The following is a 13,987-nucleotide window of genomic DNA, read 5'->3' as shown; positions in this document are numbered from 1 at the left end:
TCAATTTTTTATTAATTTGACTTTCTGTGTTTTTCTTATTTGATTTTAAAATTATTGCAAATTAACCTTATTTCTCAAAATATAGTAGGTTCCGAGGTAAAAGATAGCTATGAATATGAGTTCTTCAACAATGCCTACGCTTGCTCCCATATAGAAATTATCATTAAATCCTGCAAGTGAATTGACATAGAAGTTAGTACTGGTATTGAAGAAGACTTCTATAATTCCAATGACGATTCGGATACCAATGTAGGCTGCAACAGCGAGTGCTGTACGGTATTCGTTGAAAAGTTGTCCGATGGAAATGGCCAAGTAAATGCAGAGGATAAATGAAATTGTACTAAGCAGGAAGGATAAGACAGTAAGACCAAAGCCGGTAAAATGTTCTCCAACAAATGATAGAAGAATAGACAGTTGAACTTCATCAGAATTTGTTGACAATAAGATAATATAGATACATAGGAGTAAGACAGCAGTGCTAATCAACGACCAGATAAAGGCACCGATTAGTTTGGTTGTGATGATATGGTGTTCAGAAACTGGCAAGGTCAAAGTCAGATAGCCTTGTCGGTCATAGACACTACCTTTAAAGCGTTTAATGATTAAGAAAAGAGTTGAAATCCCAAGTGTAATCATCAAGCCACCAAAGACGAGGGCTAGAAAAAGTAGCATAGTAGGTTGACTTTCTTTGACAGGCAGATTGTTATAGGTCTGTGCTTGTATCCCGATAAGGGTAGAAAGGACTAGCACGGCAGCGTAGAGGGCTAAATACCACTTGTTAACATTTTTAAATTCATAGCGAACTAAATTCCAAAACATAAATAATCTCCTTTGTTTAGGCCTTAAATTCCTGACGGAAGAGTTGATCAATGGATTCACCTGACTCATAGCGAATATCGTCTACATTGCCTTGACGAACGACTTTTCCGTCTTTGAGGAAGACAATTTCATCCAAGATTGGCTCGATATCTGAAATCAAGTGGGTAGAAATCAAAACGGTAGAAGTTGGGGAGTAGTTGTTGATAATGGTATTGAGGATATAATCACGGGCTGCTGGATCCACCCCACCAATGGGTTCGTCTAAAACGTAGAGACGGGCATCACGGCTCATAACCAAAATCAGTTGTACCTTTTCTTTGTTACCTTTTGATAGTTTCTTGAGACGACTATTTTCATCAATACCAAGGTCTGCAAGTAGATGATGGGCGCGTTCAAGATTGAAATCTTTATAGAAGGTCTTGAAGTAGGTTAGGGCTTCTTTGACCTTCATTTGTTCATTAAGATAGGTTGTATCCGGCAAATAAGCTACGATGGCCTTGGTTGCTGGGCTTGGATCCATGTCGTTGATCAGGACACGTCCTTGATCTGGTTGTAAGAGGCCATTGATTAGTTTAATCAAGGTTGTTTTCCCTGAGCCGTTTGGGCCAAGGAGACCAACAATTTTTCCAGCTGGGATCTCAAGGGAAACATTTTCAAGGGCTGGTGTTGCTCCATATGATTTGGATACATTTTCAAATGCTAGTAATGACATAGGCTTAAACTCCTTTAATATAATCGCCGACTACGCCTGGTAGTTCTTCTTTTTCATAGCCAAAATGGGTCATGGAGGAAACGAAGTGTTCCAATTCTTCTTCCGATAATTGTTTGCGTGATTGGGCGATCAGTTCCTTATCCTCAGTTACAAATCGTCCAGTTGTTCGCTTGCTGTAGACAAATCCTTCTCGTTCAAGGTCTGACAAGGCTCTTTGGATGGTGTTGGGATTGACACCGGCCTCGCTCGCTAGCTCTCTCACGGTTGGAAGTTGTTGATTGGCTTCCAGTGTATGGGAAACAATCTGAAGCTTGATTTTCTCCATAATCTGTAAATAGATGGGTTTTTTGTTGTCAAATGTCCAGGACATCTTGGTCTCCTTTCTTTTATCTTTTTGTCTTAATTAAATAATACAACAAAACAAAAAACTTGTCAAGCAAAAAGAAGAATTGTTTTGGGAATCGTTTAAAAAATGGTATAATGAAAAGAAAACGATAAGGAGGGAAAGGATGCGTTGTCCAAAATGTGGGGCTACCAAGTCAAGTGTTATCGATAGTCGCCAAGCAGAAGAAGGGAACACTATTCGTAGAAGACGTGAGTGCGACGAATGCCAGCACCGTTTTACAACCTACGAACGAGTAGAAGAAAGAACCTTAGTGGTTGTTAAAAAAGATGGCACACGAGAACAATTCTCCAGAGATAAAATCTTTAATGGGATTATCCGCTCAGCCCAGAAACGTCCTGTGTCAAGTGATGAAATCAACATGGTAGTCAATCGTATCGAACAGAAACTCCGTGGTCGAAATGAAAACGAAATTCAAAGTGAGGACATTGGTTCACTCGTCATGGAGGAGTTGGCTGAGTTGGATGAGATTACCTATGTGCGTTTTGCCAGTGTCTATCGTAGTTTTAAGGATGTCAGTGAGTTAGAGAGCTTGCTCCAACAAATCACCCAGTCCTCTAAAAAGAAAAAGGAAAGATAAATGAAGCCAATTGACCGTTTTTCTTATCTAAAGAATAATCGGGTGTCGCAAGATACCTCATCTCTGGTACAGTGCTACCTCCCGATTATCGGTCAGGAGGCACTGAGCCTTTATCTTTATACAATCAGTTTTTGGGATAATGGCAGAAAGGAATACCTCTTTTCAAGTATTCTCAACCATCTCAACTTTGGGATGGATAGACTGATAAAATCTCTGAAAATCCTATCTGCTTTTAATCTCTTGACCCTCTATCAAAAGGGGGATGTTTATCAGCTAGCCCTCCATGCTCCTCTTTCGAGTCAGGATTTTTTGGAACACCCTGTTTATCGTAGACTCTTGGAAAAAAAGATTGGTGATACAGCTGTGGAGGATTTGAAAGTTGAGAGTGCTGAGGGAGAAGAAAGACCTGTCTCACTCAATCAAGTCTTTCCAGACTTGGCAGAACTAGGAAATCAAGAAGACCTTGGTCTCAAGAAGAAAGTGGCCAACGATTTTGACTTGGATCATTTTCGTCAGCTTATGGCTCGAGATGGTCTTCGCTTTGCGGATGAGCAGTCCGATGTCTTAAACCTCTTTGCCATTGCTGAGGAGAAGAAATGGACTTGGTTTGAGACCTATCAATTGGCCAAGTCAACAGCTGTTTCCCAGGTTATTTCAACCAAACGCATGCGGGAAAAAATCGCTCAAAAATCTGTTTCCTCTGACTTTAGTCCTAAGGAAGCAACCATTATCAAAGAGGCTAAAAGTAAGACTGCCCTGCAGTTCTTGGCAGAAATCAAGCAAACACGCAAGGGAACCATTACCCAAACAGAAAGAGAACTCTTGCAACAGATGGCTAGCTTGGGCTTGCTGGATGAAGTCATCAATATCATTCTCTTATTGACCTTTAATAAGGTGGATTCGGCAAACATCAACGAGAAATATGCCATGAAGGTAGCCAATGACTATGCCTATCAAAAGATTCATTCGGCAGAAGAGGCGGTTTTGCGCATCCGTGAGCGAGGACAGAAGAATCAGGCTCAAAAAAGCAGTAAACCCAGTCCTACCAAGTCCAATGTACCCAAGTGGAGCAATCCAGATTATAAAAATGAAACCAGCGAGGAAACTCGTCTGGAACTAGAACGTAAGAAACAAGAACTATTAGCTCGATTAGAAAAAGGAGGAGATTAGATGGAAAGTGTCGGAGACGTACTCAAACGTCAACCTAGCCGTTTTCATTATCAAGATTTGGTCCAGAAAATCATGAAGGACCCTGATGTTGCGGCCTTTATCCAGCAAGAATCCCTGACTCCAGAGGAATTGAATCGCAGTATCTCCAAGTTTAATCAGTACATTACCGAGCGTGACAAGTTTCTCCGTGGGGATACGGATTATATTGCCAAAGGCTACAAGCCGATTTTGGTTATGAATCATGGTTATGCGGACGTTTCTTATGAAGAAACTCCTGAACTAATCGCAGCGGAAAAAGAAGCGGCTATTAAGAACCGCCTCAAGTTAATCAATCTGCCAGCCAGTCTCAAGCAAGCTAGTTTGGCTCAAGTTGACTTGGATGATTTGGGGCGCTTGCCAGTTTTTGAAAAGCTATTAGCCTTCGTAGAGCAATATCCAGCTATTCGAAAAGGTCTTTACTTGTATGGAGACTTTGGTGTGGGTAAAAGTTTCATGGTGGCTGCCTTAGCCCATGATTTATCAGAAAAACGTGGTGTTTCATCAACTCTCCTCCACTATCCTAGCTTTGTCATTGATGTCAAAAATGCTATCGGTGATGGCAATGTTAAGACCTTAGTGGATGAGATTAAGCTTTCTGAAGTCCTGATTTTAGATGATATTGGTGCCGAGCAATCCACCGCTTGGGTGCGTGATGAAATCCTGCAGGTCATTCTCCAATATCGGATGCAGGAAAATTTACCGACCTTTTTCACCTCTAACTTCAACTTTGAAGAATTGGAGCAGCATTTCGCTAAAGGGAAACATGGAAATGACGAAACCTGGGAAGCCAGACGCGTCATGGAACGCATCCGTTATTTGGCTGAGGAGACTCGTTTAGAAGGAGTAAACCGTCGATGACAGAAACCATTAAATTGATGAAGGCTCATACTTCAGTGCGCAGGTTTAAAGAGCAAGAAATTCCCCAAGTAGACTTAAATGAGATTTTGACAGCAGCCCAGATGGCATCATCTTGGAAGAATTTCCAATCCTACTCTGTGATTGTGGTACGAAGTCAAGAGAAGAAAGATGCCTTGTATGAATTGGTACCTCAAGAAGCCATTCGCCAGTCTGCTGTTTTCCTTCTCTTTGTCGGAGATTTGAACCGAGCAGAAAAGGGAGCCCGACTTCATACCGACACCTTCCAACCCCAAGGTGTGGAAGGTCTCTTGATTAGTTCGGTCGATGCAGCTCTTGCTGGACAAAACGCCTTGTTGGCAGCTGAAAGCTTGGGCTATGGTGGTGTGATTATCGGTTTGGTTCGATACAAGTCAGAAGAAGTGGCAGAGCTCTTTAACCTGCCTGACTACACCTATCCTGTCTTTGGGATGGCACTAGGTGTGCCAAATGAAGAACATGAAGTCAAACCTCGCTTGCCATTGACTCAAGTGGTATTTGAGGAAGAATATCAGGAACAAACAGTTGATGTGATTGAGGCTTATGACCGTGTACAGGCGGACTATGCTGGGGCGCGTGCGACCACAAGCTGGAGTCAGCGCCTAGCAGAACAGTTTGGTCAAGCTGAACCAAGCTCAACTAGAAAAAATCTTGAACAGAAGAAGTTATTGTAGAAAGTGAGAAATTATGGCCCTACCAACTATTGCCATTGTAGGACGTCCCAATGTTGGGAAATCAACCCTATTTAATCGGATCGCTGGTGAGCGAATCTCCATTGTAGAAGATGTCGAAGGAGTGACACGTGACCGTATTTATGCAACGGGTGAGTGGCTCAATCGTTCCTTTAGCATGATTGATACAGGAGGAATCGATGATGTCGATGCTCCTTTTATGGAACAAATCAAGCACCAGGCAGAAATTGCCATGGAAGAAGCTGATGTTATCGTCTTTGTGGTGTCTGGTAAGGAAGGAATTACCGATGCGGACGAATACGTAGCCCGTAAGCTTTATAAGACCCACAAACCAGTTATCCTCGCGGTTAACAAGGTGGACAACCCTGAGATGCGAAATGATATCTATGATTTCTATGCCCTCGGTTTGGGTGAACCATTGCCTATCTCATCTGTCCATGGTATCGGTACAGGGGATGTGCTAGATGCTATTGTAGAAAATCTTCCAAATGAATATGAAGAAGAAAACCCAGATGTCATTAAGTTTAGTTTGATTGGTCGTCCTAACGTCGGAAAATCAAGCTTGATCAATGCTATCTTGGGAGAAGACCGTGTTATTGCTAGTCCTGTTGCTGGAACAACACGTGATGCCATTGATACCCACTTTACAGATACAGATGGCCAAGAATTTACTATGATTGATACGGCTGGTATGCGTAAGTCTGGTAAGGTTTATGAAAATACTGAGAAATACTCTGTCATGCGTGCCATGCGAGCTATTGACCGCTCTGATGTGGTCTTGATGGTCATCAATGCGGAAGAAGGCATCCGTGAATACGATAAGCGTATCGCAGGTTTTGCCCATGAAGCCGGTAAAGGGATGATTATCGTGGTCAACAAGTGGGATACACTTGAAAAAGACAACCACACCATGAAAAACTGGGAAGAAGATATCCGTGAGCAGTTCCAATACTTGCCTTACGCCCCGATTATCTTTGTATCCGCTTTGACCAAGCAACGCCTCCACAAACTTCCTGAGATGATCAAGCAAATCAGTGAAAGTCAAAACACACGTATTCCATCAGCTGTCTTGAACGATGTCATCATGGATGCCATTGCCATCAACCCAACACCGACAGACAAAGGAAAACGTCTTAAGATTTTCTACGCGACCCAAGTGGCAACCAAACCACCAACCTTTGTTATCTTTGTCAACGAAGAAGAGCTTATGCACTTTTCTTACCTGCGTTTCTTGGAAAATCAAATCCGCAAGGCCTTTGTCTTTGAGGGAACTCCAATCCATCTCATCGCAAGAAAGCGTAAATAAAAAAGTAGAATCTGGAATGACATTTCCAGATTTTTTTGATATAATAAAATAATAGAAAACGCTATCAAAAAGGAGGTGTCGATGAAACATTTGTTCAAATTGATAATCTTATTTCCCTGGTTTTACTTTTTCAGCTGGATTGAAAAGGATAATAGAGAAAGTAAATTTTTCCCAATTTTTTACTATTTTTACTGGTTTTACATTCCCCTCTATGCTCTTTTTAGCCTTGCTTGGGCAGTTGTTTCAGTTCTGTTTTTCAATATCGTCTTGAGAAATTTGACAGATATCAAGTTATGGGGCATTTGGTTTCTTTTTATTCTGCTAGCTATTGGTCTGAATAGGTTAACTTATTTCTGTTTCAAAAAAATGCTTCGCTTGAGACGAGAACTAGGGAAGTCTAAAGGCGTGAATAAAGGAAGGTGTAGGAACTAAAAAATGACTGTATCTATGATTTGTTTATGGAGCTATAGATACAGTCGTTTTTATTTTAATCGTGAAACCTGAGAGAAGTGTTCGTCTTGTATAGTGGATTGAATATGGAATAATACAATACAACTTATAAAACATTGGTATAAAATGCTTTAGATCCCCTGATTGATTCGTTCACATTCTATTCCAATCTACTACAATAAAACGATAAGAATTATTATAAATTATAGGTTTGAAAAATCATTAATTTCTTTTTCGAGTATTTTAACTAATGACTCTTCTTTGGTTAGTCGTAATAAGGTTATTCCTTTATCAATCAAATCGGAGTTATGTTGTAGTATTCCCAAGCGTACTTGAGAAAATCCAAGAATATCGTATATTTTTAATTCTTCTGCTAATACCAAAAGTTGTAGGGTGATTGTTTCACATTCTTTGAATAAATGATGTTGAAAATATACAGTGGAGAGATTGGCTAAAAAAGATGATAAAAATACTTTTGTTTCTCGGAAGTATTTATATTTCTCGATGGTTTTCATAATTCTATCAATAAGAAGGGGAAGATTTTCAGAAGGAAAGAAAAAGAGAATGGTTCCAAGTAATTTCAAATCACTAATGTACCATGTATCCATAGGTTCAAGATAGTCCCAAATTTCTTCATACAAATCTTTCAAGACGTGGTTGTTTTTGAATCCTTTAGTTCGTAACTCTGTGACAATTTTTGTATGACGATAGATATTTTGAATAGGAACATCGTGATGTGTCTTAAGATATTTTTGACACTTCTCAGTGAGTTCAACCATTTTTCTAGTATCTTGAAAAGTAGACGGATTTTGGCTCTCTACAATAATATCTCGCCTTTCACTAGGATGGTATTCGTTGCATATATACTTGAATTCTGCTAAGCTCATATCAATTTGTTCAAGAAGAAATACCATGTTTTCAAAACTGGGAATAACTTTACCGTGTTCAATATTTGTTAGAGTTGTTCGATGTATGACTTGTCCACATACATCTTGTTGGGTCAATCCTTTTGACTTTCGAATTTCTTTAAAAATTTGTCCATAATCCCATCTCATATTGTTCCTCCTAGGTAAATGTGAATATTTTCTACATTTATAAAAAACGTAGAAAAAGGTGGTATTATTATATCAAAAAGGAGGGAAAAAGTCATGGGCTTTAAAAAATATTTGAAGAATTTACCGAAAAACTCTGGATTTATTATATCTTTGATTTGGAGTTGGATTCAACTTATCTGGTTTGAAACGTGGTTTTGGGGATAAAGAAATTAGAGTCCATACATAATTAAGTAAAGGAGGAATTTGTATGATATACCATCGTTTAGAATAAGTCTATATTTAAAATAGAAGTTATAAGGAATCTTCTTGAATAAAAAATGAAAGGAAACAGAAAAAATGAAAACTAAAAAATTATTGAAAATGGTTATTCCTGTTTTAATGATAAGTGCTGTTGGAACTACTTTCGTAGAAGCAAATCAGATAGGTGCTTTTAGTAATTTTGTTATTACTACCAGTTATAAGAGAACAGGTTATTTGACCAAAGAAAATGAAGGTGCGGAATATATCATGAACTTAAATCCTTGTAGAAATTTACATCCCATGACTGTTAAGCATCGTATAGTAAATTCTAATGGAGAAGCTCGTAGTGGAGAATCGTTAACAACCTGTGGTACTCGTTCAACTCATGGTAATTGGGCAACGGTTGGCTATGTTTATGCAGCAGATATGGCAAGACAAAATTGGTGGGATTTATCAGCTGCCATTTCAGGTAGTTGGTCACCAAATTAATTCGTAAAGTAGGTATAATTTATGAAGATTCCTCTCTTAACTTTGGCAAGGCATAAATTTGTTTATGTCTTGCTTACTTTGCTTTTTCTTGCTTTGGTTTATCGTGATGTTTTGATGACTTATTTCTTTTTTGATATTCATGCGCCCGATCTAGCTAAATTCGATGGACAAGCAATTAAAAATGACTTATTAAAATCAGCATTAGATTTTCGTATTCTCCAGTTCAATCTAGGTTTTTATCAATCATTTATTATTCCAATCATCATTGTTTTGCTAGGTTTTCAATATATTGAGCTGAAAAATAAAGTTTTACGATTGAGTATTGGAAGAGAAGTGAGTTATCAAGGGTTAAAAAGAAAGTTGACTTTACAAGTTGCAAGTATCCCTTGTGTGATATATTTAGTGACTGTGCTGATAATTGCAATTTTAACTTATTTCTTTGGGACTTTTTCTCCTCTTGAATGGAATTCTCTATTTTCTGATGGGAGTAGTTTACAAAGACTCCTAGATGGAGAGATAACAAGCTATTTGTTCTTTACTTCTGTCCTACTAATCGGTATTTTCATCAATGCAGTCTATTTTTTTAAAATAGTTGATTATTTAGGGAATGTGACTCGTTCGGCAATTGCCTATTTGATGTTTCTATGGCTTGGTTCTATGATGCTCTATAGTATCTTGCCATACTATATGGTTCCTATGACGAGTTTGATGCAAGCTAGCTATGGGGATGTAAGTTTGATGAGACTCTTTACTCCTTATATCCTTTATATTGTCCCCTATATGGTACTTAAAAAATATGAAGATAATGTTTAAGAACTTTAACAATATTTGGCTAAAGAGAAAGATCGTTTTACTACTTCGTATAGTTCTGATGATGATTTTGATTAACTATCTATTGTCAATAGCGGTTCAAAAGCAGGATGTTTTTCTCTTTTTCAAGAGGGAATTGATTTCAATCTTTTCCTATAATGACTATTCTGAAGCGAATTTAGAAATCCCCAAACTCTTGTTAAATCTTTCGCTTTTCATGGTAGGATGGCTCTCTGTCATTTTACTTGAAACTGATTTGGCAGACCATTACCATCACTTGATCCGCTATCAATCAACCTCCTTTTTCGATTATACAAGGAAACGATTGGTTGTCATCTCTAAATTTTTTATTCAAGATTTATTTGTCTGGTTCCTTGGTTTACTTCCTCTAGGAATTCATTTCAAAACAGTCGCACTTTTCTTTTTACTTGCTCAGTTAATGATCTTGTACTTACTACTGTCTTATCTGATAGCACTTATTAGTGCGGGCGCTGGTTTTTCCTTTTTTCTCTATTTTTTAGCATTTGTGGGACAAGAATGGATGATGGATCATATTGTAACAGTGTATTTAGTACTCTTAAGTTTATTAGTTATGTTGATTGTTAGTCGCTTGGAAGAGAAATTTAAGAAAGGATAAACGATGAGACTTGAAATTATAAATGGACAGAAAATTTATGGGAAAAGACCTATTTTAAATGAGTTGAATCTGGTCTTTCAATCAGGAAATATTTATGGTCTTAAAGGTGATAATGGATCTGGTAAGACAGTTCTTTTAAAGATACTTGCTGGTTATATTAAGCTTGATAAAGGAAAAGTTCTTCAAGATGGGGAAGTCTATGGGATAAAAAATCATTATATTCAGGATGCAGGGGTTTTAATTGAAAAAGTCGAGTTTTTATCTCATTTATCCCTTAGAGAAAATTTGGAATTGTTAAGGTGTTTTTCATCTAAAGTTACGGAAAAAAGAATTGCCGATTGGATCCAATATTATGATTTACAGGAATTTGAAGACGTTGAGTACCGTCATTTATCCTTAGGAACGAAACAAAAAATGGCCTTGATTCAAGCCTTTATTGCCGAACCATCTATACTCTTTCTCGATGAACCTATGAATGCTTTAGATGAGAAGAGTGTGAGGTTAACCAAACAGGTCATTTTATCTTACCTGAAAAAAGAAAATAGTCTGGTTATCCTGACGTCACACATATCGGAAGATATTTCAGATCTTTGTACAGATGTATTAGTTGTCGAAAACGGACATATACAATATATAAAGGATATACAATCCTAGGAGGTAGCTTATGGCACATCTAAAATCATTTATTACACGCTATTCTAAGGTCTATATTGGCTTAGTTCTGCTGATCTGGCTGGCTTTCTTCTTTGTTCCTTGGGATAAACCAGTTCTGGGAATATCTATCAATCTCTTAATCATGCAGAAAGTCTTGCTAGTTTTTGGTATTCTGTCTATTTTGATGGCCTTGCTGTCCAAGAAAGTCAGTCTCTTTGTTTTTGGATTGATCTGCTGTTTTTCTCTTTGGATAAATCTATTTATCCTATTTGCGATTTTGCCGATTTTTGTTGGCAATTAAATCATCATAAAAGTCAGAGAGGTTAGCTTGGAAACTAGCCTCTTTTTCCTTTTCAAAATGGGGATTCTTCCTTGAAAATAATCAGTAATTGTGCTAAAATTAAAAGAACATTCTAAAATATTCGGAATTTAAAGTAAGGAAAAACATGGCTAATATTTTAAAAACAATTATCGAAAATGATAAAGGAGAAATCCGTCGTCTGGAAAAGATGGCTGACAAGGTTTTCAAATACGAAGACCAAATGGCTGCTTTGACTGATGACCAACTAAAAGCAAAAACAGTTGAATTTAAAGAACGTTATCAAAATGGAGAATCACTGGATTCATTGCTTTATGAAGCATTTGCGGTTGTCCGTGAGGGTGCCAAACGTGTCCTAGGCCTCTTCCCATATAAGGTTCAGGTCATGGGGGGAATCGTTCTTCACCATGGTGACGTGCCAGAGATGCGTACAGGGGAAGGAAAAACCTTGACTGCGACTATGCCCGTATACCTCAATGCCCTTTCAGGTAAAGGGGTTCACGTAGTTACAGTTAACGAATACCTATCAGAACGTGATGCGACTGAGATGGGTGAATTGTACTCATGGCTTGGTTTGTCAGTAGGGATTAACTTGGCTGCTAAATCTCCAATGGAGAAAAAAGAAGCCTATGAGTGTGATATTACTTACTCAACCAACTCAGAAATCGGATTTGACTACCTTCGTGACAACATGGTCGTTCGTGCTGAAAATATGGTACAACGTCCGCTTAACTATGCCTTGGTCGATGAGGTTGACTCAATCTTGATTGATGAGGCCCGTACACCTTTGATCGTATCAGGTGCTAATGCAGTTGAAACCAGTCAGCTCTACCACATGGCAGACCACTATGTAAAATCTTTGGACAAAGACGACTACATCATCGATGTGCAGTCTAAGACTATTGGTTTGTCTGATTCAGGGATTGACAAGGCTGAAAGCTACTTCAAACTTGAAAATCTCTATGACATCGAAAACGTAGCTCTGACTCACTTTATCGATAACGCCCTTCGTGCCAACTACATCATGCTTCTCGATATTGACTATGTGGTGAGCGAAGAGCAAGAAATCTTGATTGTCGACCAATTTACGGGTCGTACCATGGAAGGTCGTCGTTATTCTGATGGATTGCACCAAGCTATTGAAGCTAAAGAAGGTGTGCCAATTCAGGATGAAACAAAGACCTCTGCCTCAATCACTTACCAAAACCTTTTCCGTATGTACAAGAAATTGTCTGGTATGACGGGTACAGGTAAGACTGAGGAAGAAGAATTCCGTGAAATTTACAACATTCGTGTTATTCCAATTCCAACAAACCGTCCTGTTCAACGTATTGACCACTCAGACCTTCTTTATGCAAGTATCGAGGCTAAGTTTAAGGCGGTTGTCGAAGACGTTAAGGCTCGTTACCAAAAAGGTCAGCCTGTCTTGGTTGGTACAGTAGCGGTTGAAACCAGTGACTATATTTCTAAGAAATTAGTCGCAGCTGGTGTTCCTCACGAAGTCTTGAATGCTAAGAACCACTATAAAGAAGCCCAAATTATCATGAATGCTGGTCAACGTGGTGCCGTTACTATCGCAACCAACATGGCCGGTCGTGGTACCGACATCAAGCTTGGTGAAGGGGTTCGCGAATTAGGTGGACTGTGTGTTATTGGTACAGAGCGTCATGAAAGCCGTCGTATCGATAACCAGCTTCGTGGACGTTCAGGTCGTCAAGGTGATCCAGGTGAGTCACAATTCTACCTATCTCTTGAAGATGATTTGATGAAACGTTTTGGTTCTGAACGCTTGAAGGGAATCTTTGAACGTCTCAACATGTCTGAAGAGGCGATTGAGTCTCGTATGTTGACACGTCAGGTTGAAGCAGCACAAAAACGTGTCGAAGGAAATAACTACGATACCCGTAAACAAGTCCTTCAATACGATGACGTCATGCGTGAGCAACGTGAAATTATTTACGCTCAACGTTACGACGTTATCACTGCAGATCGTGACTTGGCACCTGAAATTCAGTCTATGATTAAACGCACGATTGAACGTGTCGTTGATGGTCATGCGCGTGCCAAACAAGATGAAAAACTAGAAGCGATTTTGAACTTTGCTAAGTACAACTTGCTTCCTGAAGATTCTATTACGATAGAAGACTTGTCAGGCTTGTCTGATAAGGCTATTAAGGAAGAGCTTTTCCAACGTGCCTTGAAGGTTTACGATAGTCAGGTTTCAAAACTACGTGATGAAGAAGCAGTTAAAGAGTTCCAAAAAGTCTTGATTCTACGAGTGGTAGATAACAAGTGGACAGATCATATCGATGCCCTCGATCAATTACGTAACGCGGTTGGACTTCGTGGCTATGCTCAGAACAATCCTGTTGTTGAGTATCAGGCAGAAGGTTTCCGTATGTTTAATGACATGATTGGTTCGATTGAGTTTGATGTGACACGCTTGATGATGAAAGCACAAATTCATGAACAAGAAAGACCACAGGCAGAACACCATATCAGTACAACAGCGACTCGCAATATCGCTGCCCACCAAGCAAATATGCCTGAAGATTTGGATTTGAGCCAGATTGGACGGAATGAACTTTGCCCATGTGGTTCTGGTAAGAAGTTTAAAAACTGTCACGGTAAAAGACAATAAAATGAGATAGTTTAGAGGCGGATACCTTGTGAAAAGTAAATTTTTACTTGGTATCCGTTTGATTTATAAGGAGATGA

The 13,987-nt window shown here is 38.9% G+C and carries 16 protein-coding genes; 12 read left to right on the top strand and 4 right to left on the bottom strand.

Annotated features, from left to right (window positions below; all coding sequences use genetic code 11):
• Nucleotides 1-51: 51 nt before the first annotated feature.
• Genes HT725_RS05100 through HT725_RS05090 form a run of 3 tightly spaced genes read right to left on the bottom strand, consistent with a single transcriptional unit; the run spans nt 52 to nt 1,901 of the window.
• A complete protein-coding gene (locus HT725_RS05100) occupies nt 52-819 on the bottom strand; it encodes a hypothetical protein (RefSeq protein WP_173219723.1) in 768 nt (255 codons plus the stop codon).
• 16 nt (nt 820-835) lie between these two features.
• A complete protein-coding gene (locus tag HT725_RS05095; RefSeq protein WP_050073389.1) occupies nt 836-1,531 on the bottom strand; it encodes an ABC transporter ATP-binding protein in 696 nt (231 codons plus the stop codon).
• A 4-nt stretch (nt 1,532-1,535) separates the two neighbouring features.
• Nucleotides 1,536-1,901 carry a GntR family transcriptional regulator gene (locus HT725_RS05090; RefSeq protein ID WP_000119147.1) on the bottom strand — a complete coding sequence of 122 codons (366 nt, stop codon included), beginning with the start codon at nt 1,899-1,901 and terminating at the stop codon, nt 1,536-1,538.
• A gap of 139 nt (nt 1,902-2,040) precedes the next feature.
• Between HT725_RS05090 and nrdR the strand changes: the two genes are divergently transcribed.
• The 6 genes from nrdR (at nt 2,041) to HT725_RS10230 (ending at nt 7,047) form a co-directional block, all read left to right on the top strand.
• Entirely contained in the window at nt 2,041-2,514 is a 474-nt protein-coding gene (nrdR, locus tag HT725_RS05085; protein ID WP_001203672.1) for a transcriptional regulator NrdR, read from the top strand.
• Complete coding sequence (locus tag HT725_RS05080) at nt 2,515-3,684, top strand: replication initiation and membrane attachment family protein (protein WP_173219726.1); 1,170 nt, start codon at nt 2,515-2,517, stop codon at nt 3,682-3,684.
• A complete protein-coding gene (gene dnaI, locus HT725_RS05075; protein ID WP_000446508.1) occupies nt 3,685-4,581 on the top strand; it encodes a primosomal protein DnaI in 897 nt (298 codons plus the stop codon).
• Complete coding sequence (locus HT725_RS05070; RefSeq protein ID WP_173249592.1) at nt 4,578-5,291, top strand: NADPH-dependent oxidoreductase; 714 nt, start codon at nt 4,578-4,580, stop codon at nt 5,289-5,291. Before dnaI ends, HT725_RS05070 begins: the two co-directional genes overlap by 4 nt.
• Nucleotides 5,292-5,304: 13 nt before the next feature.
• Nucleotides 5,305-6,615: a ribosome biogenesis GTPase Der gene (gene der / locus HT725_RS05065; RefSeq protein ID WP_001207696.1), complete on the top strand. Its 1,311-nt coding sequence runs from the start codon at nt 5,305-5,307 to the stop codon at nt 6,613-6,615.
• Between the two features lie 81 nt (nt 6,616-6,696).
• Entirely contained in the window at nt 6,697-7,047 is a 351-nt protein-coding gene (locus tag HT725_RS10230) for a hypothetical protein (RefSeq protein ID WP_240149609.1), read from the top strand.
• Nucleotides 7,048-7,268: 221 nt separating this feature from the next.
• Here HT725_RS10230 and rgg1518 read toward each other — a convergent pair whose 3' ends face one another.
• Complete coding sequence (gene rgg1518, locus HT725_RS05060; RefSeq protein ID WP_050973728.1) at nt 7,269-8,120, bottom strand: Rgg/GadR/MutR family transcriptional regulator Rgg1518; 852 nt, start codon at nt 8,118-8,120, stop codon at nt 7,269-7,271.
• A gap of 336 nt (nt 8,121-8,456) precedes the next feature.
• Here rgg1518 and HT725_RS05055 point away from each other — a divergent pair, with 336 nt between their 5' ends.
• From HT725_RS05055 to secA, 6 genes are all read left to right on the top strand, one after another.
• Entirely contained in the window at nt 8,457-8,849 is a 393-nt protein-coding gene (locus tag HT725_RS05055; RefSeq protein ID WP_000850412.1) for a hypothetical protein, read from the top strand.
• A gap of 21 nt (nt 8,850-8,870) precedes the next feature.
• Nucleotides 8,871-9,662 carry a hypothetical protein gene (locus HT725_RS05050; protein WP_173219735.1) on the top strand — a complete coding sequence of 264 codons (792 nt, stop codon included), beginning with the start codon at nt 8,871-8,873 and terminating at the stop codon, nt 9,660-9,662.
• Nucleotides 9,655-10,296, top strand: coding sequence for a hypothetical protein (locus HT725_RS05045; RefSeq protein WP_000475785.1), 642 nt, complete (start codon nt 9,655-9,657; stop codon nt 10,294-10,296). Before HT725_RS05050 ends, HT725_RS05045 begins: the two co-directional genes overlap by 8 nt.
• Before the next feature lie 3 nt (nt 10,297-10,299).
• The gene (locus tag HT725_RS05040) at nt 10,300-10,950 is read left to right on the top strand and encodes an ABC transporter ATP-binding protein (protein WP_001235271.1); all 651 of its coding nucleotides are present in this window, start codon (nt 10,300-10,302) and stop codon (nt 10,948-10,950) included.
• 10 nt (nt 10,951-10,960) lie between these two features.
• Nucleotides 10,961-11,251, top strand: a complete 291-nt coding sequence (locus HT725_RS05035; RefSeq protein ID WP_173253171.1) for a hypothetical protein — start codon at nt 10,961-10,963, stop codon at nt 11,249-11,251.
• A gap of 145 nt (nt 11,252-11,396) precedes the next feature.
• Nucleotides 11,397-13,910, top strand: a complete 2,514-nt coding sequence (gene secA / locus HT725_RS05030) for a preprotein translocase subunit SecA (protein ID WP_173219738.1) — start codon at nt 11,397-11,399, stop codon at nt 13,908-13,910.
• Nucleotides 13,911-13,987: the final 77 nt, after the last annotated feature.

Source organism: Streptococcus sp. 2579, assembly GCF_013277195.1.
GTDB lineage: Bacteria > Bacillota > Bacilli > Lactobacillales > Streptococcaceae > Streptococcus.
The sequence above is the reverse complement of the archived record's forward strand: the minus strand, read 5'-3'. Positions and strand labels throughout refer to the sequence as shown.